This window comes from Geobacter metallireducens GS-15, assembly GCF_000012925.1.
Classification (GTDB): Bacteria; Desulfobacterota; Desulfuromonadia; order Geobacterales; family Geobacteraceae; genus Geobacter; species Geobacter metallireducens.
Genome location: NC_007517.1, coordinates 702,750 through 720,323 on the forward strand (window position 1 = coordinate 702,750; position 17,574 = coordinate 720,323).

The window sequence follows — 17,574 nt, forward strand, 5'->3', positions numbered from 1 at the left end:
ATAGAGACCATGGCACGTTCGATCAAAAAAGGCCCTTTTGTTGATGATCATTTGGCAAAAAAGGTTGCTGCAGAAGGGACCGGCTCCAAAAAAGTTCTCAAGACTTGGTCGCGTCGTTCAACGATCACTCCGGATTTTATCGGTCTGACTTTTGCCGTTCACAACGGGAAAAAATTTATTCCTGTTTTTGTGACCGAAAATATGGTTGGACACAAACTTGGTGAGTTTGCTCCGACGAGAACATTTTACGGCCACGCAGCAGACAAGAAGAGCAAGTTGAAGAAGAAGTAACCGGTAAAAGGAGCCTAGAGAATGGAAGCACGAGCTAAATTGTCATTTGCCCGCCTTTCCCCGCGGAAAACTCGTCTGGTTGTGGATATGGTGAGGGGTAGGGGCATACAGGATGCTCTCACTATACTTCGTTTTTCTCCGCAGCCGTCTGCAAAACTGGTATCGAAGCTTCTCCAGTCAGCAGTAGCTAACGCTGAGCAAAAGGGTGCATCAGACGTTGATAGACTATTCGTGAAAACGATTTTTGTTGACGCGGGGCCAGTTCTTAAGAGGTTTACTCCTCGTGCTATGGGGCGTGCCAGCAAAATCAGAAAGCCTACCAGCCATGTAACTGTAGTGCTGGCAGATAAGTAATCGGAATGGAGGTGATGTCTTGGGTCAGAAAGTAAATCCAATTGGATTCAGGCTTGGTGTAATCAGAACATGGGATTCGCGTTGGTATGCTGAAGCAGATTATGCGAAGCTGCTTCATGAAGATATCAAGTTGAGGAATTTCCTGAAAAAGCGCCTTTTTAACTCGGGTGTTTCCAAGATCGAGATTGAGCGTGCTGCCAGTAAGGCGAAGATCAATATCTTTACTGCTCGGCCTGGGCTTATAATCGGTAAGAAGGGTGCCGAGGTGGAAACTCTCAAGAAGGAGCTTGCCAAGCTTACTGACAAAGAGATCTACCTCAATATACAAGAAGTCAGGAAGCCCGAGCTGGATGCTCAACTGGTGTCGGAGAACGTAGCTCTCCAACTAGAGCGGCGCGTGGCTTTCCGCAGAGCAATGAAAAAAAGTGTAACTTCTGCGCTTAAGTTCGGTGCGAAGGGGATTAGGATTACATGCTCTGGTCGCCTTGGCGGAGCTGAAATGTCCCGAACTGAGTGGTACAGAGAGGGGCGCGTACCCTTGCATACGCTCCGGGCAGATATAGATTACGGCTTTGCTGAAGCCAAAACTACCTATGGGATTATTGGCGTAAAAGTTCTAATCTTTAAAGGTGAAGTTCTCCCCGGTCAAAAATAGAAACAGGAGTTTTTCCCAATGTTGATGCCCAAAAGAGTTAAGTATAGAAAGCAAATGAAGGGGCGCATGACGGGCGCTGCAATGCGCGGGGCCACACTGTCGTACGGTGATTTCGGTCTCCAGGCAACGGAGTGTGGATGGGTTGATTCCCGTCAGATAGAGGCTGCTCGTATTGCAATGACGCGTTATATCAAGAGGGGCGGAAAAATCTGGATTCGTATGTTTCCAGATAAGCCACTCACATCAAAGCCGGCTGAAACACGGATGGGAAAGGGTAAAGGATCGCCCGATTCATGGGTCTGTGTAGTGAAGCCCGGTAAAGTGCTCTACGAAATGGAGGGCGTCAGCGAGGAAATTGCACGTGAGGCGTTCCGCCTTGCTGCGAACAAGCTTCCTGTCGGGACGAAATTCATTTCCAGGAAGGAAGGTTATGAAAGCTAGTGACCTTAAAAATATGTCGGTCGAAGAACTGACGGCGAAGAATGTGGAACTGACTAAAGAGTTATTTAATTTGAGGTTCCAACTTCATACCGGAAGACTCGAGAATACAGCTAAAATCTCGGCTGTTAAGAAAGATATCGCTAGGGTAAATACTTTCCTCAGCGAAAGAAGGGGCTAGAGAAGCTATGAGTCAGCGCGGGAACAGAAAGACCCAAGTCGGCATTGTTGTGAGTGATAAAATGGATAAGACTGTTGTAGTGCAGGTTTCACATCTTGTGAAACATCCTGTCTATAACAAGTACATAAAGCGAAGTGTCAAATACAAAGCTCATGACGAAGAAAACAGCTGCAAGTCTGGCGATAGGGTACAAATCGTTGAGACTCGTCCATTGAGTAAGGACAAGCGCTGGAGAGTTCGTCAGATAATCGATAGGTTCGAGTGATCGGGAGTAAGCCATGATTCAGATGCAGACCATTTTGGATGTTGCGGATAATTCCGGAGCCAGAAAGCTATTTTGTATAAAGGTTCTTGGCGGATCCAAAAGAAAATATGCTGGAATTGGTGATATTATTGTTGCTTCTGTAAGAGAAGCGATTCCGAATTCCAAAGTGAAAAAGGGTGATGTCGTCAAGGCGGTAATTGTTAGAACCGCCAAAGAGGTTGGACGCCTTGACGGTTCGTACATCCGTTTTGACGATAATTCGGCTGTGGTTATTAACAATCAGCGTGAACCTGTCGGCACTCGGATCTTCGGTCCGGTCGCAAGAGAACTGAGGGCGCGGAAATTCATGAAAATTGTGTCTCTTGCACCTGAGGTTCTGTAATACATTTCGAGGAGATATTCCATGCTCGACAAGAAATTTCACGTTAAAAAAGGCGACACCGTTTCTGTTATCGCCGGCAAAGATAAAAGCAAGACTGGTAAAGTAATCCGTATTCTTCCCAAGAAGGATGGTGTGCTTGTGGAAGGGCTTAACATGGTTAAGCGACACATGCGTGCTCGCGGGAATGAACCAGGTGGCATTGTAGAGAAAGAGAACCCACTGCATGTTTCAAACGTTATGCTCTATTGTGACAAGTGCAAGAAACCGGTTCGCTCGAAGATGAACGTGCTTGAGGACGGCAAGAAAGTTCGTGTTTGTATCAAATGCGGCGACTCGTTTGATAAATAGGAACGGAGGAAGAGATGGCCAGGCTGAATGAGCTTTACAAGAACGAGATCGTCCCTCAGTTGACGAAGGACTTTGGATACTCGAACATAATGCAGGTTCCCAAGATTGAAAAGATAGTTGTTAACATGGGCCTTGGAGAGGCAATCCAGAATGTCAAGATCCTGGACTCGGCTGTCGAAGAGCTCGCCATGATAACTGGGCAGAAATCAGTTATTACAAAAGCAAAGAAATCTATCGCAAGTTTTAAACTGCGTCAAGGGATGCCCATTGGCTGTATGGTTACGCTTCGCCGTGAAAAGATGTTTGAATTCCTTGATCGGCTCATAAATGTAGCGCTTCCACGTGTTCGAGACTTTAAGGGTGTGTCGGGTAAGGGTTTTGATGGACGTGGCAATTATTCCCTTGGCATCAAAGAACAGCTTATTTTCCCTGAGATTGAATACGATAAGATCGACAAGATCAAAGGGCTCAACATAACCATAGTAACGTCAGCACGAAGCGATGAAGAAGGCAAGGCACTGCTCAAGCAACTTGGGATGCCTTTCAGGAACTAATATATTTGGAGGACGTCAGTGGCTAAAACATCGATGATCATAAAGGCACAACGGGGAAGCAAATTCAAGGTCCGTGAGTATAACCGTTGCCCCCTCTGCGGACGGCCCCGTGCCTATTATCGTAAATTCGATATGTGCAGGATTTGTCTCAGAAAGCTGGCTAGTACCGGTCAGATTCCGGGAGTAATCAAGTCAAGCTGGTAACGCAGTAAACTCGTTAAGAAAGAGGAGTACGCTCAATGTCGATGACTGACCCTATTGCCGATATGCTCACAAGGATACGAAATGCCAGCATGGCAAAGCTCCAGAAGGTGGATATTCCGTCTTCTAACTTGAAAGTGAGCTTGGCGAATGTCCTTAAGGCAGAAGGTTTTATCAAGAATTTTAAGGTGATCGCTGATAACAAGCAAGGCGTTTTGCGTGTTTATCTCAGATTTATTGATGAGAAAGAACCTGTCATCAGAGAGATAAAGCGTGTGAGTAAACCTGGTAGTAGGGTGTACGTTGGTAGTGATGAGATTCCTAGCGTGAAGAGTGGGATGGGGGTCGCTATTCTGTCAACGTCCAAGGGTATCCTCACCGACAAGGTTGCTCGCGAGGCGGGCGTCGGCGGTGAAGTTATCTGTACTGTCTGGTAATAATAGAGAAGGTAAGGAGCATACAAGTCATGTCCAGGATCGGCAAACGTCCTATTGAGATACCGAGCGGGGTAAAGGTTTCGTACGTAACTCCTATTCTGAAGGTCGAGGGGCCGAAGGGTTCGCTTTTACGCGAGATTATGAGCGACATCGCCCTTGAGATAGAGGAGAAGAGTGTTAGTGTTAATAGAGCCGATGATGCTATAAAGTCACGTTCGGCCCATGGCTTGACAAGAACGCTGATCAATAACATGGTCGTTGGTGTAACTAAAGGGTTCGAAAAAATACTTGAGATAAACGGCGTTGGTTATAGGGCAGAGGCAAAGGGCGATGTTCTTAGCCTTAGCCTTGGTTACTCTCATCCGATTAATTTTCCTCTCCCTAAAGGCATAACGGTTGAGGTGGATAAAATGACCAAGGTCTTTGTCAGAGGGATTGATAAAGAGCTCGTTGGCCAGACTGCAGCCAAGATTCGTTCTTTCCGCGGTCCCGAACCCTATAAGGGCAAGGGTATAAAGTATGCCGACGAGAGAATTCTGAGGAAGGCCGGCAAGACCGGCAAAAAATAGCCTTAAGGAGAAGTAACGTGAGTCCTCTCGCTCAGAAGAAAGTGGCTCACCTCAAGCGGAAGACGCGGGTGAGGAAGAAAATTCGTGGTACGACTGACCGGCCAAGGTTGAATGTATATAAGAGTGCCCGTCACATCTATGCACAGATAATTGACGATGTAACGGGTGTAACACTCGTATCTGCATCAACTGTACAAGATGAAAGCGATGCCCTCAAGTACACTGGTAACGTCGAGGCAGCGAAATGTGTCGGCGCCATGGTCGCAAAGAAGGCTCTGGAAAAGAATATTACTTCCGTTGTATTCGACCGTAACGGGTTTTTGTATCATGGAAGGGTCAAAGCCCTTGCTGATTCGGCTCGTGAGAACGGTTTGTCCTTCTAGAAGGAACAACAAGGAGGCGTGAACTTGCAGAAGATCAATCCAAATGAATTGAACCTTACTGACAAAGTTGTCCATATCAGTCGGGTCGCGAAAGTTGTTAAAGGTGGTAGGCGGTTCAGCTTTTCGGCGCTTGTTGTTGTCGGCGACGGAAGCGGTTTTGTTGGCTATGGTTTGGGCAAGGCTAATGAAGTCCCTGAAGCCATCCGCAAGGGCGTGGAACAGGCAAAGAAAAATCTTATCAAGGTTCCGATTGTCGAAGGCCAGACAATCCCCTATGAAGTTTTAGGACACTTTGGTGCCGGTCGCGTGCTTATCAAACCGGCATCCGCAGGTACTGGTGTTATCGCCGGTGGCGCAGCCCGTGCTGTTTTCGAATCAGCGGGACTTCACAATGTTCTCTCCAAGTGCCTTGGCTCAAACAATCCGCACAACGTTGTGAAGGCTGCTTTTGACGGGCTGAAACAACTTCGGAGCCCTGACGAGATTATGGCGCGGCGCGGAATGGCTGAATAGGACACATTTACGGAGGGTAAGCATGTCTGCCGGACTGAAAATTACACTGATCAAGAGTCAGATTGGAGCCCCCACGGCACAGAAAGCTGTTCTGAACGGTATGGGGCTCAATAAGCTCAATAAGACTGTTGTCTTGAAGAATACTCCAGAAATCGTTGGCATGATTGCCAAGGTTTCCCATATGGTCAAGGTTGAAGAGTAATCTACTCAGAGGTGTCTGTGATGGAACTGAATAATCTCAAGCCGGCGATCGGTGCGACTAAAGATAGGAAAAGAATTGGCCGTGGAACTGGTTCCGGTCATGGTAAAACTGCGACAAAAGGCCATAAAGGTCAAAAGGCACGTAGCGGTGGGAGCATAAAAGCCGGTTTCGAGGGGGGGCAGATGCCGATGCAGCGTCGTCTTCCCAAGCGCGGCTTCACTCCGCTTATGCGTAAGGATTATGCCATCGTCAACATTGGTCAATTGGACGTATTCGAAAGCGGCTCTACTGTGGATGCAGAGGCTCTTCTGAACGCAGGGTTGATAAGTGGCGTCAAGGACGGGATCAAGGTCCTTGCTGATGGTGATGTGACCAAGTCTCTCGTTGTCAAGGTTCACAAATACAGTGCAAAGGCAAAAGAGAAGATTGAAGCAGTTGGCGGTAAAATTGAGGAGATCACGCTTTGATAGAGGCGTTTCAAAACATCTTCAGAATACCGGAACTTAAAAAGCGAGTTCTTTTTTCATTAGGGATGCTCGCCGTTTACCGGGTAGGGTGCCATATTCCGACTCCAGGGATCGACAGCACCGCACTTGCACACTTCTTTGCACAAGCCCGTGGTACACTCCTCGGGCTTTTCGACATGTTTTCGGGGGGTGCTCTGGAGAAGCTTACGGTATTTGCTCTGGGCATCATGCCGTACATTTCGTCCTCTATTATCTTTCAGTTGTTGACGGTAGTTGTCCCTGCCATCGAAAAACTTTCAAAAGAAGGCGAATCTGGCCGCAAGAAGATTATTCAGTACACGCGGTATGGAACTATCGTTTTGAGCGTTGTTCAGGCTCTGGGCATTAGTATCGGACTCGAAAGCATGCGTGGACCAGCCGGTGAGCTTGTGGTGCCGAGTCCTGGCTGGGGATTTAGATTTATGACCGTTATTACTCTGACCGCTGGCACAGCCTTCATTATGTGGCTTGGCGAGCAGATGTCGGAGAAGGGCATTGGTAACGGTATCTCCTTGATCATTTTTGCCGGTATTGTTGCAAGGATTCCGGTGGCGCTGGGCAACTCGGTGCGGCTGCTCAAGACAGGTCAAATTTCTCTCTTTGTAATCTTGTTTATACTTGTTCTCATGTTCTTGGTTATCGCTGCGATCGTTTTTGTTGAGCGCGGCCAGCGCCGATTGCCAATACACTATGCTAAACGTGTCGTAGGGCTGAAGACGTACGGTGGTCAGACGTCCCACCTTCCTCTCAAGGTAAATATGGCGGGGGTAATACCGCCGATCTTTGCTTCTTCGATAATTATGTTTCCTGCAACAGTGGCAAACTTCATTAATATTCCCTGGGTCCAATCCGCAGCAAAGAGCCTGACGCCCGGCAACTGGGTATATGACATATTTTATGTTGCTTTTATCGTATTCTTCTGTTATTTCTACACGGCTGTTTCTTTTAACCCCGTCGATGTGGCAGATAACGTTAAAAAGCACGGCGGTTATATACCAGGCATTCGCCCCGGTAAGGAAACCTCCGAGTATTTGGATCGAGTGCTCACGAAGTTGACGTTTGCAGGTGCGATTTATATTTCAGCTGTTTGCGTTCTTCCTTCTATTCTTATAGGTAAATTCAATTTGCCGTTTTACTTTGGAGGAACGGCGCTCCTTATTGCGGTGGGTGTGGGGATGGATACCGCTGCTCAGATTGAGTCCCATTTGATAACCCGGAGTTATGAAGGGTTTATGAAGGGGGTAAGGGTTAGGGGGAGGAAGTAGTGTCTGGAAATGAAAATGCGATGAATTTGATTTTCCTTGGTCCTCCTGGCGCAGGCAAGGGGACGCAAGCTAACCTTCTTGTCGGTACGTATGGCATTCCGCAGATTTCTACCGGTGATATCCTGCGGTCAGCCGTTGCGAATCAGACTTCGCTGGGGATCACGGCTAAGTCCTATATGGATGCCGGTTCGCTTGTTCCTGATGAAGTTGTCGTGGGTATTGTTAATGAGCGACTTGCGGCTGACGATTGTGCCGCTGGTTTTATTCTTGACGGATTCCCGCGGACTGTGGCCCAGGCTGATGCGCTGGGTGGCATGTTGCAGGGGGCTGGGCGGTCGATTGCCCATGTTATATCGTTCGAAGTGGACTATGCGGTGTTGGTTGATCGTCTGACGGGACGGCGCATGTGTAGGGCATGTGGTCGTGGTTTCCATGTTCTGTATGATCGGCCATCCGTGGAAGGGCGCTGTGATAGTTGTGGCGGGGAGCTTTATCAGAGAGATGATGATAAAGTGGAGACAATCCGTCGTCGTCTTGATGTTTATGACGAGCAGACTGTTCCCCTTAAGTTGTATTATGAGCGTGCATCACTGCTGAGGAAGGTTGATGCTCTTGGCTCAATAGAATCCGTTTCTCAATCAATTCAGAACATAGTGGCGAGTAGGTAGGGTGATTGTTCTAAAGTCACCCCAGGAAATTGAAAAAATGCGCTCCGCTGGACAGATCGTGGCGGAGATTCTCGATATTTTGAGGTCTGAGGTACGGGCCGGCGTTACCACTTTGTTTCTTGACGGACTTGCAGAGTCAGAAGCGCGGAAGCGTAAGGCGGTGGCTGCATTCAAGGGGTATGGGGGGTTCCCTTATGCTCTTTGCTGCTCTCTTAATGAGCAGGTTGTTCATGGCATGCCAAGTAAGCGTGAATTAGTCGAGGGGGACATAGTCAGCCTCGATTTCGGTGTTGTTTACAGCGGATATTACGCTGATGCCGCTATAACAGTGCCTGTTTCGAAGGTTACTGCCCAAGCGGAGCGTCTTGTCAAGGTGACTGAAGAGTCTCTCTATTGTGCAATTGAGGCGGCAGTTCCCGGCAATAGGCTGTCAGATATTTCGCATGCAGTTCAGGGCTATGTGGAACGCCACGGATTTTCAGTCGTTAGGGATTTCGTGGGGCACGGGATCGGAAAGAAGCTTCACGAAAGTCCGCAGGTTCCGAATTTTGGCGAGCCTGGCCGGGGAGTCAGGTTGAAACCAGGAATGGTTCTCGCCATTGAGCCTATGATCAATGAGCGGAGCTATCAGGTGAAGGTGTTGGCTGATGGCTGGACGGCCGTCACATGTGATGGTGGCCTGTCAGCTCATTTTGAACATACTGTTGCTATAACGGAGCATGGTCCGGAAATACTCAGTAAACTCTAGTCGCATTCGAGGCATCGAAAGGATAAACGATGAAAGTAAGGGCATCAGTAAAAAAAATTTGTGACAAATGCAAGATAATCAAGCGCAAGGGAATTGTTCGTGTAATTTGCGAAACGCCCAAGCATACCCAGAGACAAGGCTAAGAGACTACAGAGGAGGACCGCGCATTGGCACGCATCGCAGGCATTGACCTACCAAGAAACAAGCGGATAGAAATCGCGCTCACTTATATCTACGGGATCGGGCGTACAACAGCACAAAAGATCCTGGCTGAGTCAGGTGTCAGCGTAGATACGAGAACTGACAGCCTGACCGAGGCTGAAGTAGCCAAGATTAGGGAATTTATCGATAAGAATATCAAGGTAGAGGGTGACCTTCGCCGCGATGTGTCTATGAACATCAAACGGCTCATGGACCTCGGGTGTTACCGTGGACTCCGTCATCGGAAGGGGCTTCCCGTTCGCGGACAGAGAACGAAGACCAATGCACGTACGCGCAAAGGTCCTGCCAGAACGGTTGCAGGTAAGAAGAAATAGACCATAAGAGTCTGGAGGAATAATGGCAAGCCCGGCTAAAAAAGTTGTCAAGAAGAAGAAGGAAAAAAAGAATATTCCTAATGGAGTGGCCCACATTCAGGCTACGTTCAATAATACTATCATCACCATAACTGATCCTGCTGGTAATGTGGTTGCTTGGTCTTCTGCTGGCGGCAAAGGCTTTAAGGGCTCTCGTAAGAGTACGCCGTTCGCTGCTCAGGTTGCAGCAGAGGACTGCGCGAAAAAGGCTCAGGATCATGGCATGCGTAGTGTCGAAGTGTATGTGAAAGGTCCTGGATCTGGTCGTGAGTCTGCTTTGCGTGCTCTTCAGGCTGCTGGTTTTCATGTCAACTTCATCCGTGACGTCACGCCGATTCCCCATAACGGCTGTCGTCCGCCGAAGCGCAGAAGGGTCTAATAAAACAGCACGTCGAGTACGTTTCAAGTAAAGGAGGTCAACGTTGGCTAGATATACAGGTCCTTCCTGCAGGCTTTGCAGGCGGGAAAACATGGAGTTGTTTCTCAAGGGTGAGCGTTGTTACACTGACAAGTGTGCCATAAAGCGTAGGAATTATCCTCCCGGCCAGCATGGTCAGGGAAGGCCGAAGGTTTCCAACTACGGGATTCAGCTTCGGGAGAAGCAGAAGGTTCGTCGGATTTACGGCGTACTTGAGAAACAGTTCCGCAGTTACTTTGAAGAGGCTGACCGGATGCGGGGCGTTACGGGTGAGAATCTGCTTTCACTCCTTGAACGGCGCCTTGATAACGTAGTATATCGCCTCGGCTTTGCTTCCTCTCGTACAGAGGCAAGGATTCTGGTCCGCCACAATCACTTCACCCTTAATGGAAGAAAAGCGAATATTCCCTCTATCCAACTCAAGGCTGGTGATGTGGTTGTGCTGAAAGAAAAGAGCCGCAAGATTGCCTGCATCAATGAATCCCTTGATGCGGTCGTTCGCCGTGGGACCCCTCAGTGGCTTGAGCTTGACAAAGAAGGCTACAAAGGCGTTGTAAAACTGCTCCCCGCTCGCGAGGACATTGCAATGCCGATTCAGGAGCAACTGATCGTCGAGCTTTACTCCAAGTAACAAGCGAACAGACCCGTAACAGGGAGGATATGCATGTACAGAAACTGGCGTGACCTGATCAGCCCCAAGAAGCTTCAGGTTGAGAGTGAATCGCTTACCAATACATACGGAAAATTTTTTGCTGAGCCCTTCGAACGTGGATTTGGAACGACACTCGGAAACTCGCTGCGAAGAGTGCTTCTTTCATCACTTCAGGGTGCCGCGATTTCTTCCGTGAAAATTAAGGGAGTGCTCCACGAGTTTTCATCCATCCCCGGTGTGACTGAGGATGTTACGAATATCATACTCAATCTCAAAGGTGTCAGCCTCAAGATGCACGGAAATGAGGCCCGCACAGTACGTATTATTCACAAAGGTGACGGGATTGTTAAGGCAGGCGATATTGTCACCGATGCAAATGTTGAAATTCTGAACCCAGACCACCATATTGCCACCTGTTCGAAGGATGCCAATCTGGAGATGGAGATGGTGGTAAAGCTGGGCAAGGGGTATGTGCCTTCGGATCGTAACCGTGATGAGAAGGCTCCGGTTGGAACGATGCCGATCGATGCCATATTCTCTCCCATCAAGAAAGTGAATTTCACTGTCTCAAATGCTCGTGTAGGTCAAATGACCGACTATGACAAGCTGACTCTTGAAGTCTGGACGAACGGCAGTGTTGTTCCGGAAGATGCTGTTGCGTTTGCTGCAAAGATTCTTAAGGAGCAACTGAGCATTTTTATCAACTTCGATGAAGAAGCCGAACCTGCTGAGGAAGCGGAAACCGAGGAGGAGCGTGAACGGGTTAACGAGAACCTTTATCGCTCCGTAGACGAGCTCGAACTGTCCGTACGCTCGGCAAACTGCCTCAAAAATGCCGGTATCAAGATGATTGGCGAACTTGTTTCGCGTTCCGAGGCTGAGATGCTCAAGACACAAAACTTCGGGCGCAAATCCCTGAACGAGATCAAGGATATTCTCGCAGATATGGGACTTACTCTCGGGATGAAGCTGGATGGCTTCCCTGACCCTGAGGTTATGCGTAGGATCCGTGGGGAGCGGAAGGACGAAGAATAATTGCTAGGTTTCCTGAAGAAAGGATTATAGGTTATGCGTCACAATAAGGCAGGGAGAAGACTTGGAAGAACCACGAGCCACCGGATAGCGATGTTTCGTAACATGGTGACCTCGTTTCTGGAGCATGAGCGGATCACTACCACTGATGCGAAGGCAAAAGAGCTCCGTTCCATCGCTGAAAAAATGATTACATTGGGCAAAAGAGGTGATCTGCATGCACAGCGTCAGGCTGCCTCCTATATCCGGGACAAGAAAGTCGTTACCAAGCTTTTCTCGACCATAGCCCCCCGCTACAAAGAGCGTGATGGCGGATATACGCGTATCATCAAGCTCGGCATCCGTCCGGGCGACAATGCTCCACTGTCTGTCATAGAGCTCGTTGAGGAGCAGGTGAACAAAAAAGAAAAGAAGGCCAAACCGGCCAAGGCAGCTATCGTTGCAACAGCACCTGCTGTCGAGCAAGCTGCCGTTCTCACCTCCCCTGCTGACGAACCAGTAGTTGCCGAGGAAAACGCTCCTCAGTCCGCTGTTAAGGATGCGGTCGATGAGTGTGAAGGCAAAGCAGACTAAGTTGTCGGATGTTCATAGTGTAAGCAAAAGAGGCAAGGGTAACCTTGCCTCTTTTGCTTTTGGGACAGTTCAGTTGTGGATTTCAAACGTGAGCTTTCGTGATCATGCTGTCTTCCGGCCCAAGCCAAGACGTCTATAATTTCCCCTCTCCCCTATAACCTTCTTGCCACCTTCCTACGCCAGGGTCTTCCGGAACCGTTTCACTGCAAACCCCAGAATGACACTTCCCAGCACCAGCAGACCCGTCATCTGGGGCCAGAGAATATCGACCCCCACCCCTTTCAAAAAAATCCCCCGAATGATGACCAGATAGTAGCGGAGCGGGTTCAGATAGGTGAAGTACTGGATCACCCGTGGCATGTTCTCGATGGGGAAGGCGAACCCCGAGAGGAGCATGGCGGGGAAGATGAAAAAGAATGAGCTCATCATGGCCTGCTGCTGGGTGGTGCTGATGGTGGAGATGAAGAGCCCGAAGCCGAGAGTGCTCATGAGAAAGAGGGCGGTTGAGCCGAAAAGGAGGGGCAGGCTTCCCCGGATGGGAACCTGGAACCAGAATTTCGACACAGCAGTGATGACTGCCACATCGATGAAGCCGATGAGGACGAAGGGGATGGTCTTGCCGAGAATGAATTCACTCCTGGAGATGGGGGTGACGATTATCTGCTCCATGGTGCCGATCTCCTTCTCGCGCACCACGGCCATGCCGGAGAGGAGCATGGTGATGATGAGGACGATATTGGCGATGACTGCTGGCACGTAGTAGTTGCTGCTCTCCAGGTTCTCGTTGAACCAGGCGCGGCTCTGGAGTTGGACGCCACCCGCGAAGACACGTGCCCCTGCGCTTCGGGGGAGTTGGGCTCCCCGCAGTTCGTCGTTAAGGCGGGCGGTGATCCGCGATGCATAGTTCAGGACGATGCCGGCGGTATTGGAGTCGGTGCCGTCCAGGATGATCTGGAGCGGAGCCGTGCGTCCTCCCCCCAGCCCGGCGCCGAAGCCCCGGTTTATCCGGAGGATTGCCTTCACCTCCCCCCGGTCCATGAGCTCCCGTACGCGGCTTTCATGGTTGATCCGCTGGGTGATGAGGAAGTACCCCGATCGCTGGAACCGGGCGACCAAGTCCCGGCTTTCGGGGGAGTTGTCCAGGTCGTAGACAGCGGTCGTCACGTTCCGTACGTCGGTGTTCACCGCATAGCCGAAGATCACCGTCTGAACGGCGGGGATTATGAAGAGAATGAAGCGCATTCGGGGATCCCGAAGGGCCTGGATGATTTCTTTTACTAGCATGCATCTGAGCCGCTCCAGCATCGCCTCACTCCACCTTCTTCCGGAATTTTTTTACCGCCAGGGCCAGGACCACCACTCCGAAGACCGCCAGAAACGCCGCCTCCGGTGCCAGCACGCCGAGCCCCACTCCCTTCAGATAGATATCCCGCAGGATGGTGACAAAGTAGCGGGCCGTAATGATGTGGGTTACTGCCTGGATGGGGGGAGGCATGTTCTCGATGGGGAAGATGAAGCCGGAGAGGAGGAATGCCGGGAGCATGGTGGTCACCATGGCGGTCTGGGAGGCGAGTCGCTGGTTCTTGGTGACGATGCTGATGAGGAGCCCGAAGGCGAGGGCGCAGGTGAGAAAGATGAGCGACATGGCGAACAGGAGCCAGAGGCTCCCCCGCAGCGGGATGTCAAAGACGAACTCCCCCACCAGGACCGAGAGGACCAGGTCGAGGATGCCGATGGCGAAATAGGGGATGAGTTTGCCGACGATGAGCTCCGCCCCCCGGAGCGGGGTGGTGATGAGTTGCTCCATGGTGCCGGTTTCCCACTCCCTAGCCACGGTGAGGGAGGTGAGGAGCGCGGCGATGACCATCATGATGACCGCGATGAGCCCCGGGAAGATGTAGTTGCGGGAGACCATGTCGGTGTTGAACCAGACCCGGGGGCGCACATCCACGCTGCCGGCGGCGGGAACAGGCCCGAAGCGTCGGGTCTGCTCAAGGACCACCTCCCGGGCCCAGACAGAGGTCACGGCCTCGGCATACCCCAAGGCGATGGTGGCAGTGTTGGAGTCGCTCCCGTCCAGGATCAGTTGCACCGGCGCCGGCATCCCCGTCCGAACCTTGCGGGCGAAATCGGTGGGGATCACCAGGGCCATGAGGACGTCGCGCCGGTCGATGGCAATCTCGATTTCCCGGTAGGTGCCGACGCGCCCAGCCAGGGTGAAGTAACGGGAGCCGGCGAAGTGGCTGATGAAGTCCCGGCTCTCGGGGGTGGCGCTCTGGTCCCAGACCATGAGCGGCACCCGGTCCACGTCCAGGGTGAGGGCGTAGCCGAAGAGAAAGAGCAGCAGCATCGGAATCGCGATCCCCATGCCGAGGCTCCGGGGATCCCGAAAGACGTGAATGAATTCCTTGCGGGCCACGGCCGCCACGCGCTGGAGCTTCATCGTCTGAACTCCCGTTGGGGCGCGGTCTCCCGGTCCCTGGCCTCGATGAGGGAGACGAAGACATCCTCCAGGGAGGGGACGATCCGCTCGATGCCGTCCACGGTGAAGCCTCCGGCGGCAAGCGACTCCTGGATGGCCGGGATCGCCTCGTCGGCCCGCTGGGCAACAACATGGAGCGTCCGTCCGAAGAGGGCGGTGTGTCCCATGCCGGGGATGGCCTCGATGGTCTCCATGGCATCCTGGGGCTGACTGCAGCGCACCTCCACGATCTCCTCCTCCATGAAGCGGGTCTTCAGCTCCGCCGGGGTTCCCAGGGCGATGAGTTCCCCCCGGTAGATGAGGGCCAGGCGGTCGCAGTATTCGGCCTCATCCATGTAGTGGGTGGTGACGAAGACGGTGACCCCGCCGCCGGCCAGGTGGTAGATCAGGTCCCAGAAGTTGCGGCGGCTGACGGGGTCCACGCCCGAGGTGGGTTCGTCCAGGAAGATGATGGGGGGCTCGTGGAGAACGGCGCATCCCAAGGCCAGCCGCTGCTTCCAGCCGCCGGAGAGGATTGCGGTCTTGGAGGTCCGGTGCTCCGTCAGCCCCGCCATCCGGATGACCCACTCCTTGCGCTCCTTCTTTTTGGCGTCGGGAATCCGGTAGATGCCGCTGTAGAAATCGATGTTCTCCTCCACGGTCAGGTCTTCGTAGAGGGAGAACTTCTGGCTCATGTAGCCGATGTTCTTCTTGATCTCCTCGGGTTGCCGGACGATGTCGAAGCCGGCCACGGTGCCGCTCCCCGCAGTGGGCTGGAGAATGCCGCAGAGCATCCGGATGGTGGTGGATTTTCCCGCGCCGTTGGGGCCCAGGAAGCCGAAGATCTCGCCCCGTTTCACGTCGAGGCTCACCCGGTTCACAGCCACGAAATCGCCGAAACGCTTTTCCAGGTTGCGGAGGGTGACCGCCAAGTCGCTCATTGGGTTGCCTCCCCGGAAAGCACCGATACCAGAACATCCTCAAGGCTCGGCTCGATGGGGCGGATGCTCTGGACCGTCACCCCCGCCCCCTCCATGATCGCCTTGATGGCAGGGCCTGCCTCCGCCGCATCCCGCGTGACCACGTGGAGCCGGTCGCCGAAGATTCCCACGGATTCTCCCTCAAGGCGTTCCCTCAGGAGCAGGGCGGCTCGTCTCGGAGCAGGGGTCAGCACTTCGAGGATGGTGCCGTCCATGAGCCCCCGGAGGTTGTCGGGGGTGTCGCAGGCCAGGAGCCTCCCCCGGTGGATGAGCCCCACGCGATTGCAGCGGTCCGCCTCGTCCAGGTAGGCGGTGGCCACGAAAACCGTCACCCCTTCCCGCAGGAGCTGGTAGAGGATGCGCCAGAAGTCCCGGCGGGAGACCGGGTCGACCCCGTTGGTGGGCTCGTCCAGGAAGAGGACCTTGGGGGTATGGATGAGGGCGCAGGCAAGCCCCAGCTTCTGCTTCATGCCGCCGGAGAGGTTGCCGGCCAGCCGCTTTCCGAAGGGGGTCAGGTTGCTGAAGGAGAGGAGGCGGCTGATCTTCTCGTCGCGCCCCCGCCAAGGGAGCCCGTAGATGTCGGCGTAGAAGTGGAGGTTTTCCAGCACGGTCAGGTCCGGGTAGAGGCCGAACCGTTGGCTCATGTAGCCGATCTCCTCCTTGAGGGGCTCCGCTTCCCGCACCGTGTGGCGTCCCATGACCCGGGCCGCCCCCTCCGTGGGGTCCATGATGCCGGTCAGCATTCGCATGGTGGTGGTCTTGCCGGCGCCGTCGGAGCCCACGAGGCCGAAGAGCTCCCCTTGGGCCACGGAGAGGGTGAGTCCGCCCACGGCGGTCAGGGTGCCGAAGCGTTTGGTGAGGTTGTCGGTGATGATGGCGTCCATGGCAAGAGGTTATTTCCCGGTCCCCGGTCCCTGGTCGCCGGTACCGATTTCAGCATCCACCGGCATCCCCGGCTTCAGTTCCATGGCGGGGTTCGGGATGGTGATTTTGATCCGGTAGACGAGCTTCACCCGCTCCTTTTCCGTCTGCACGCTCTTGGGGGTGAATTCCGCCTCCGGTGAGATGAAGGTGACGGTCCCCTCGTAGCGGCGATCGGGCCAGGTGTCGCTCTTCACCCGGGCCTTCTGCCCCACCTTTACCCGCCCCAGGTCGGTCTCGGCGATGTAGGCCCGCATCCAGGTGTTAGGCATGTCGCCCACGCTGATGATGGGGGTGCCGGCGGCCACCTGTTCCCCCGGTTCCACGTGCTTGGCCAGGACGAGCCCCGCCATGGGGGCGGCGAGGGTGGTGTAGCCGAGGCGGGTGCGGGCAAGTTCCAGTGTCTCCCGAGCCTGGCCGAAGCGCGCCCGGGCTGCGTCGATCTGTTCCTTACGGGGGCCCCGGTGCATGAGCTCCTGCTGGGCCACGGCCTCCCGGAGGGCTGCCTGGGACGACTCATGGGCGGCCTTGGCGGCATCGTAGTCGCGGCGGGAGATGACATCGCGCCGGAACAGGGCCTCCTGCCGGGCGAAATCGGCCTTGAGACGATCGGTCTCGGCCTTGACCCTGTTCACGGCGGCGTCGGCCCGGACGATGTCCTCCTTCCGGAAACCGGTCTCCAGTTCCCGCAGATTCGCTGCCATGGCTTCCGTGTCACGCTCCCGCTGGGCCACTTCCAGGCGAAGGTCATCATCGTCAAGCCGTGCCACCACCTGCCCCGCCTTCACCAGCTCACCCTCGTCAACGAGCCGCTCCCGTACCCGCCCAGGAATCTTGAAGCTCACCTCCACCTCGGTCAACTCGATGGTTCCTGAAACGGCAACGGTGCTGCTGTCGTTCCCCGTGCGGCGGGTGACGAACCAGGCAATGGCCGCGACGGCCAGAAGCAGGATGGCGATCAGGGCTACCTTTTTCTTCATGGATGATCCTCCGGAGCGGTGT

30 protein-coding genes are annotated in these 17,574 nt (G+C 53.2%); 25 read left to right on the top strand and 5 right to left on the bottom strand.

The genetic code is table 11. The features are described 5' to 3' along the window. The first annotated feature begins 9 nt into the window (after window positions 1-9). Genes rpsS through rplQ form a run of 25 tightly spaced genes read left to right on the top strand, consistent with a single transcriptional unit; the run spans window position 10 to window position 12,210 of the window. A complete protein-coding gene (rpsS, locus tag GMET_RS03175; RefSeq protein WP_004514241.1) occupies window positions 10-291 on the top strand; it encodes a 30S ribosomal protein S19 in 282 nt (93 codons plus the stop codon). Between the two features lie 21 nt (window positions 292-312). Beyond that, window positions 313-645, top strand: a complete 333-nt coding sequence (gene rplV / locus GMET_RS03180) for a 50S ribosomal protein L22 (protein WP_011365700.1) — start codon at window positions 313-315, stop codon at window positions 643-645. A gap of 19 nt (window positions 646-664) precedes the next feature. Then, window positions 665-1,300 (top strand): 30S ribosomal protein S3, encoded by a 636-nt coding sequence (gene rpsC, locus GMET_RS03185; protein ID WP_004514242.1) that lies wholly within the window; start codon window positions 665-667, stop codon window positions 1,298-1,300. An 18-nt stretch (window positions 1,301-1,318) separates the two neighbouring features. Beyond that, a complete protein-coding gene (gene rplP / locus GMET_RS03190; RefSeq protein WP_004514243.1) occupies window positions 1,319-1,741 on the top strand; it encodes a 50S ribosomal protein L16 in 423 nt (140 codons plus the stop codon). After that, window positions 1,731-1,919 (top strand): 50S ribosomal protein L29, encoded by a 189-nt coding sequence (gene rpmC, locus GMET_RS03195; RefSeq protein ID WP_004514244.1) that lies wholly within the window; start codon window positions 1,731-1,733, stop codon window positions 1,917-1,919. Before rplP ends, rpmC begins: the two co-directional genes overlap by 11 nt. A 7-nt stretch (window positions 1,920-1,926) precedes the next feature. Further along, a complete protein-coding gene (rpsQ, locus tag GMET_RS03200; RefSeq protein ID WP_004514245.1) occupies window positions 1,927-2,184 on the top strand; it encodes a 30S ribosomal protein S17 in 258 nt (85 codons plus the stop codon). Between the two features lie 13 nt (window positions 2,185-2,197). After that, window positions 2,198-2,566 carry a 50S ribosomal protein L14 gene (gene rplN, locus GMET_RS03205; protein ID WP_004514246.1) on the top strand — a complete coding sequence of 123 codons (369 nt, stop codon included), beginning with the start codon at window positions 2,198-2,200 and terminating at the stop codon, window positions 2,564-2,566. A 21-nt stretch (window positions 2,567-2,587) separates the two neighbouring features. Beyond that, entirely contained in the window at window positions 2,588-2,914 is a 327-nt protein-coding gene (gene rplX / locus GMET_RS03210; RefSeq protein ID WP_004514247.1) for a 50S ribosomal protein L24, read from the top strand. A 14-nt stretch (window positions 2,915-2,928) separates the two neighbouring features. Beyond that, complete coding sequence (rplE, locus tag GMET_RS03215; protein WP_004514248.1) at window positions 2,929-3,468, top strand: 50S ribosomal protein L5; 540 nt, start codon at window positions 2,929-2,931, stop codon at window positions 3,466-3,468. Between the two features lie 18 nt (window positions 3,469-3,486). Further along, the gene (locus GMET_RS18235; RefSeq protein ID WP_004514249.1) at window positions 3,487-3,672 is read left to right on the top strand and encodes a type Z 30S ribosomal protein S14; all 186 of its coding nucleotides are present in this window, start codon (window positions 3,487-3,489) and stop codon (window positions 3,670-3,672) included. A 35-nt stretch (window positions 3,673-3,707) separates the two neighbouring features. Beyond that, window positions 3,708-4,106 carry a 30S ribosomal protein S8 gene (gene rpsH / locus GMET_RS03220; RefSeq protein ID WP_004514250.1) on the top strand — a complete coding sequence of 133 codons (399 nt, stop codon included), beginning with the start codon at window positions 3,708-3,710 and terminating at the stop codon, window positions 4,104-4,106. A 29-nt stretch (window positions 4,107-4,135) separates the two neighbouring features. Next, window positions 4,136-4,675 (top strand): 50S ribosomal protein L6, encoded by a 540-nt coding sequence (gene rplF, locus GMET_RS03225; protein WP_004514251.1) that lies wholly within the window; start codon window positions 4,136-4,138, stop codon window positions 4,673-4,675. A gap of 17 nt (window positions 4,676-4,692) precedes the next feature. Further along, the gene (gene rplR / locus GMET_RS03230; protein ID WP_004514252.1) at window positions 4,693-5,058 is read left to right on the top strand and encodes a 50S ribosomal protein L18; all 366 of its coding nucleotides are present in this window, start codon (window positions 4,693-4,695) and stop codon (window positions 5,056-5,058) included. Between the two features lie 24 nt (window positions 5,059-5,082). Further along, window positions 5,083-5,571: a 30S ribosomal protein S5 gene (gene rpsE, locus GMET_RS03235; protein ID WP_004514253.1), complete on the top strand. Its 489-nt coding sequence runs from the start codon at window positions 5,083-5,085 to the stop codon at window positions 5,569-5,571. Between the two features lie 22 nt (window positions 5,572-5,593). After that, window positions 5,594-5,773 carry a 50S ribosomal protein L30 gene (rpmD, locus tag GMET_RS03240; protein WP_004514254.1) on the top strand — a complete coding sequence of 60 codons (180 nt, stop codon included), beginning with the start codon at window positions 5,594-5,596 and terminating at the stop codon, window positions 5,771-5,773. A gap of 20 nt (window positions 5,774-5,793) precedes the next feature. Then, window positions 5,794-6,240: a 50S ribosomal protein L15 gene (gene rplO / locus GMET_RS03245; protein WP_011365701.1), complete on the top strand. Its 447-nt coding sequence runs from the start codon at window positions 5,794-5,796 to the stop codon at window positions 6,238-6,240. Continuing rightward, on the top strand, window positions 6,237-7,544 hold the full coding sequence (gene secY, locus GMET_RS03250) for a preprotein translocase subunit SecY (protein ID WP_004514256.1): 1,308 nt from the start codon (window positions 6,237-6,239) through the stop codon (window positions 7,542-7,544). Before rplO ends, secY begins: the two co-directional genes overlap by 4 nt. Window positions 7,545-7,564: 20 nt before the next feature. Then, a complete protein-coding gene (locus tag GMET_RS03255) occupies window positions 7,565-8,212 on the top strand; it encodes an adenylate kinase (RefSeq protein ID WP_011365702.1) in 648 nt (215 codons plus the stop codon). 1 nt (window position 8,213) lies between these two features. Continuing rightward, on the top strand, window positions 8,214-8,960 hold the full coding sequence (gene map / locus GMET_RS03260) for a type I methionyl aminopeptidase (RefSeq protein ID WP_011365703.1): 747 nt from the start codon (window positions 8,214-8,216) through the stop codon (window positions 8,958-8,960). Window positions 8,961-8,989: 29 nt separating this feature from the next. After that, window positions 8,990-9,103, top strand: a complete 114-nt coding sequence (gene rpmJ, locus GMET_RS18240; RefSeq protein WP_011365704.1) for a 50S ribosomal protein L36 — start codon at window positions 8,990-8,992, stop codon at window positions 9,101-9,103. Window positions 9,104-9,127: 24 nt separating this feature from the next. Further along, window positions 9,128-9,496: a 30S ribosomal protein S13 gene (gene rpsM / locus GMET_RS03265; protein WP_004514259.1), complete on the top strand. Its 369-nt coding sequence runs from the start codon at window positions 9,128-9,130 to the stop codon at window positions 9,494-9,496. Between the two features lie 22 nt (window positions 9,497-9,518). Next, on the top strand, window positions 9,519-9,914 hold the full coding sequence (gene rpsK / locus GMET_RS03270; RefSeq protein ID WP_011365705.1) for a 30S ribosomal protein S11: 396 nt from the start codon (window positions 9,519-9,521) through the stop codon (window positions 9,912-9,914). Between the two features lie 43 nt (window positions 9,915-9,957). Further along, the gene (gene rpsD, locus GMET_RS03275; RefSeq protein ID WP_011365706.1) at window positions 9,958-10,584 is read left to right on the top strand and encodes a 30S ribosomal protein S4; all 627 of its coding nucleotides are present in this window, start codon (window positions 9,958-9,960) and stop codon (window positions 10,582-10,584) included. 33 nt (window positions 10,585-10,617) lie between these two features. After that, on the top strand, window positions 10,618-11,640 hold the full coding sequence (locus GMET_RS03280) for a DNA-directed RNA polymerase subunit alpha (RefSeq protein ID WP_004514261.1): 1,023 nt from the start codon (window positions 10,618-10,620) through the stop codon (window positions 11,638-11,640). 33 nt (window positions 11,641-11,673) lie between these two features. Beyond that, on the top strand, window positions 11,674-12,210 hold the full coding sequence (rplQ, locus tag GMET_RS03285; RefSeq protein ID WP_004514262.1) for a 50S ribosomal protein L17: 537 nt from the start codon (window positions 11,674-11,676) through the stop codon (window positions 12,208-12,210). A gap of 174 nt (window positions 12,211-12,384) precedes the next feature. Here rplQ and GMET_RS03290 read toward each other — a convergent pair whose 3' ends face one another. From GMET_RS03290 to GMET_RS03310, 5 genes are read right to left on the bottom strand one after another with little or no spacing between them, the layout of a single operon-like run. After that, window positions 12,385-13,515, bottom strand: a complete 1,131-nt coding sequence (locus tag GMET_RS03290; RefSeq protein WP_004514263.1) for an ABC transporter permease — start codon at window positions 13,513-13,515, stop codon at window positions 12,385-12,387. Window positions 13,516-13,519: 4 nt separating this feature from the next. Further along, window positions 13,520-14,653 (bottom strand): ABC transporter permease, encoded by a 1,134-nt coding sequence (locus GMET_RS03295; protein WP_004514264.1) that lies wholly within the window; start codon window positions 14,651-14,653, stop codon window positions 13,520-13,522. Then, window positions 14,650-15,612: an ABC transporter ATP-binding protein gene (locus GMET_RS03300; protein WP_004514265.1), complete on the bottom strand. Its 963-nt coding sequence runs from the start codon at window positions 15,610-15,612 to the stop codon at window positions 14,650-14,652. The genes GMET_RS03295 and GMET_RS03300 overlap by 4 nt, the downstream gene beginning before the upstream one ends. Beyond that, window positions 15,609-16,535, bottom strand: coding sequence for an ABC transporter ATP-binding protein (locus tag GMET_RS03305; protein WP_004514266.1), 927 nt, complete (start codon window positions 16,533-16,535; stop codon window positions 15,609-15,611). The genes GMET_RS03300 and GMET_RS03305 overlap by 4 nt, the downstream gene beginning before the upstream one ends. 9 nt (window positions 16,536-16,544) lie before the next feature. Further along, window positions 16,545-17,552 carry an HlyD family secretion protein gene (locus GMET_RS03310; protein WP_004514267.1) on the bottom strand — a complete coding sequence of 336 codons (1,008 nt, stop codon included), beginning with the start codon at window positions 17,550-17,552 and terminating at the stop codon, window positions 16,545-16,547. Window positions 17,553-17,574 lie beyond the last annotated feature (22 nt).

Coding starts and splice junctions, on each gene's coding strand:
- rpsS (WP_004514241.1), top strand. CDS start 10: ATGGCACGTTCGATCAAAAAAGGCCCTTTTGTTGATGATCATTTGGCA.
- rplV (WP_011365700.1), top strand. CDS start 313: ATGGAAGCACGAGCTAAATTGTCATTTGCCCGCCTTTCCCCGCGGAAA.
- rplP (WP_004514243.1), top strand. CDS start 1,319: ATGTTGATGCCCAAAAGAGTTAAGTATAGAAAGCAAATGAAGGGGCGC.
- rpmC (WP_004514244.1), top strand. CDS start 1,731: ATGAAAGCTAGTGACCTTAAAAATATGTCGGTCGAAGAACTGACGGCG.
- rpsQ (WP_004514245.1), top strand. CDS start 1,927: ATGAGTCAGCGCGGGAACAGAAAGACCCAAGTCGGCATTGTTGTGAGT.
- rplN (WP_004514246.1), top strand. CDS start 2,198: ATGATTCAGATGCAGACCATTTTGGATGTTGCGGATAATTCCGGAGCC.
- rplX (WP_004514247.1), top strand. CDS start 2,588: ATGCTCGACAAGAAATTTCACGTTAAAAAAGGCGACACCGTTTCTGTT.
- rplE (WP_004514248.1), top strand. CDS start 2,929: ATGGCCAGGCTGAATGAGCTTTACAAGAACGAGATCGTCCCTCAGTTG.
- rpsH (WP_004514250.1), top strand. CDS start 3,708: ATGTCGATGACTGACCCTATTGCCGATATGCTCACAAGGATACGAAAT.
- rplF (WP_004514251.1), top strand. CDS start 4,136: ATGTCCAGGATCGGCAAACGTCCTATTGAGATACCGAGCGGGGTAAAG.
- rpmD (WP_004514254.1), top strand. CDS start 5,594: ATGTCTGCCGGACTGAAAATTACACTGATCAAGAGTCAGATTGGAGCC.
- rplO (WP_011365701.1), top strand. CDS start 5,794: ATGGAACTGAATAATCTCAAGCCGGCGATCGGTGCGACTAAAGATAGG.
- GMET_RS03255 (WP_011365702.1), top strand. CDS start 7,565: ATGAATTTGATTTTCCTTGGTCCTCCTGGCGCAGGCAAGGGGACGCAA.
- rpmJ (WP_011365704.1), top strand. CDS start 8,990: ATGAAAGTAAGGGCATCAGTAAAAAAAATTTGTGACAAATGCAAGATA.
- rpsK (WP_011365705.1), top strand. CDS start 9,519: ATGGCAAGCCCGGCTAAAAAAGTTGTCAAGAAGAAGAAGGAAAAAAAG.
- GMET_RS03280 (WP_004514261.1), top strand. CDS start 10,618: ATGTACAGAAACTGGCGTGACCTGATCAGCCCCAAGAAGCTTCAGGTT.
- rplQ (WP_004514262.1), top strand. CDS start 11,674: ATGCGTCACAATAAGGCAGGGAGAAGACTTGGAAGAACCACGAGCCAC.
- GMET_RS03290 (WP_004514263.1), bottom strand. CDS start 13,515: ATGCTGGAGCGGCTCAGATGCATGCTAGTAAAAGAAATCATCCAGGCC.
- GMET_RS03295 (WP_004514264.1), bottom strand. CDS start 14,653: ATGAAGCTCCAGCGCGTGGCGGCCGTGGCCCGCAAGGAATTCATTCAC.
- GMET_RS03300 (WP_004514265.1), bottom strand. CDS start 15,612: ATGAGCGACTTGGCGGTCACCCTCCGCAACCTGGAAAAGCGTTTCGGC.
- GMET_RS03305 (WP_004514266.1), bottom strand. CDS start 16,535: ATGGACGCCATCATCACCGACAACCTCACCAAACGCTTCGGCACCCTG.
- GMET_RS03310 (WP_004514267.1), bottom strand. CDS start 17,552: ATGAAGAAAAAGGTAGCCCTGATCGCCATCCTGCTTCTGGCCGTCGCG.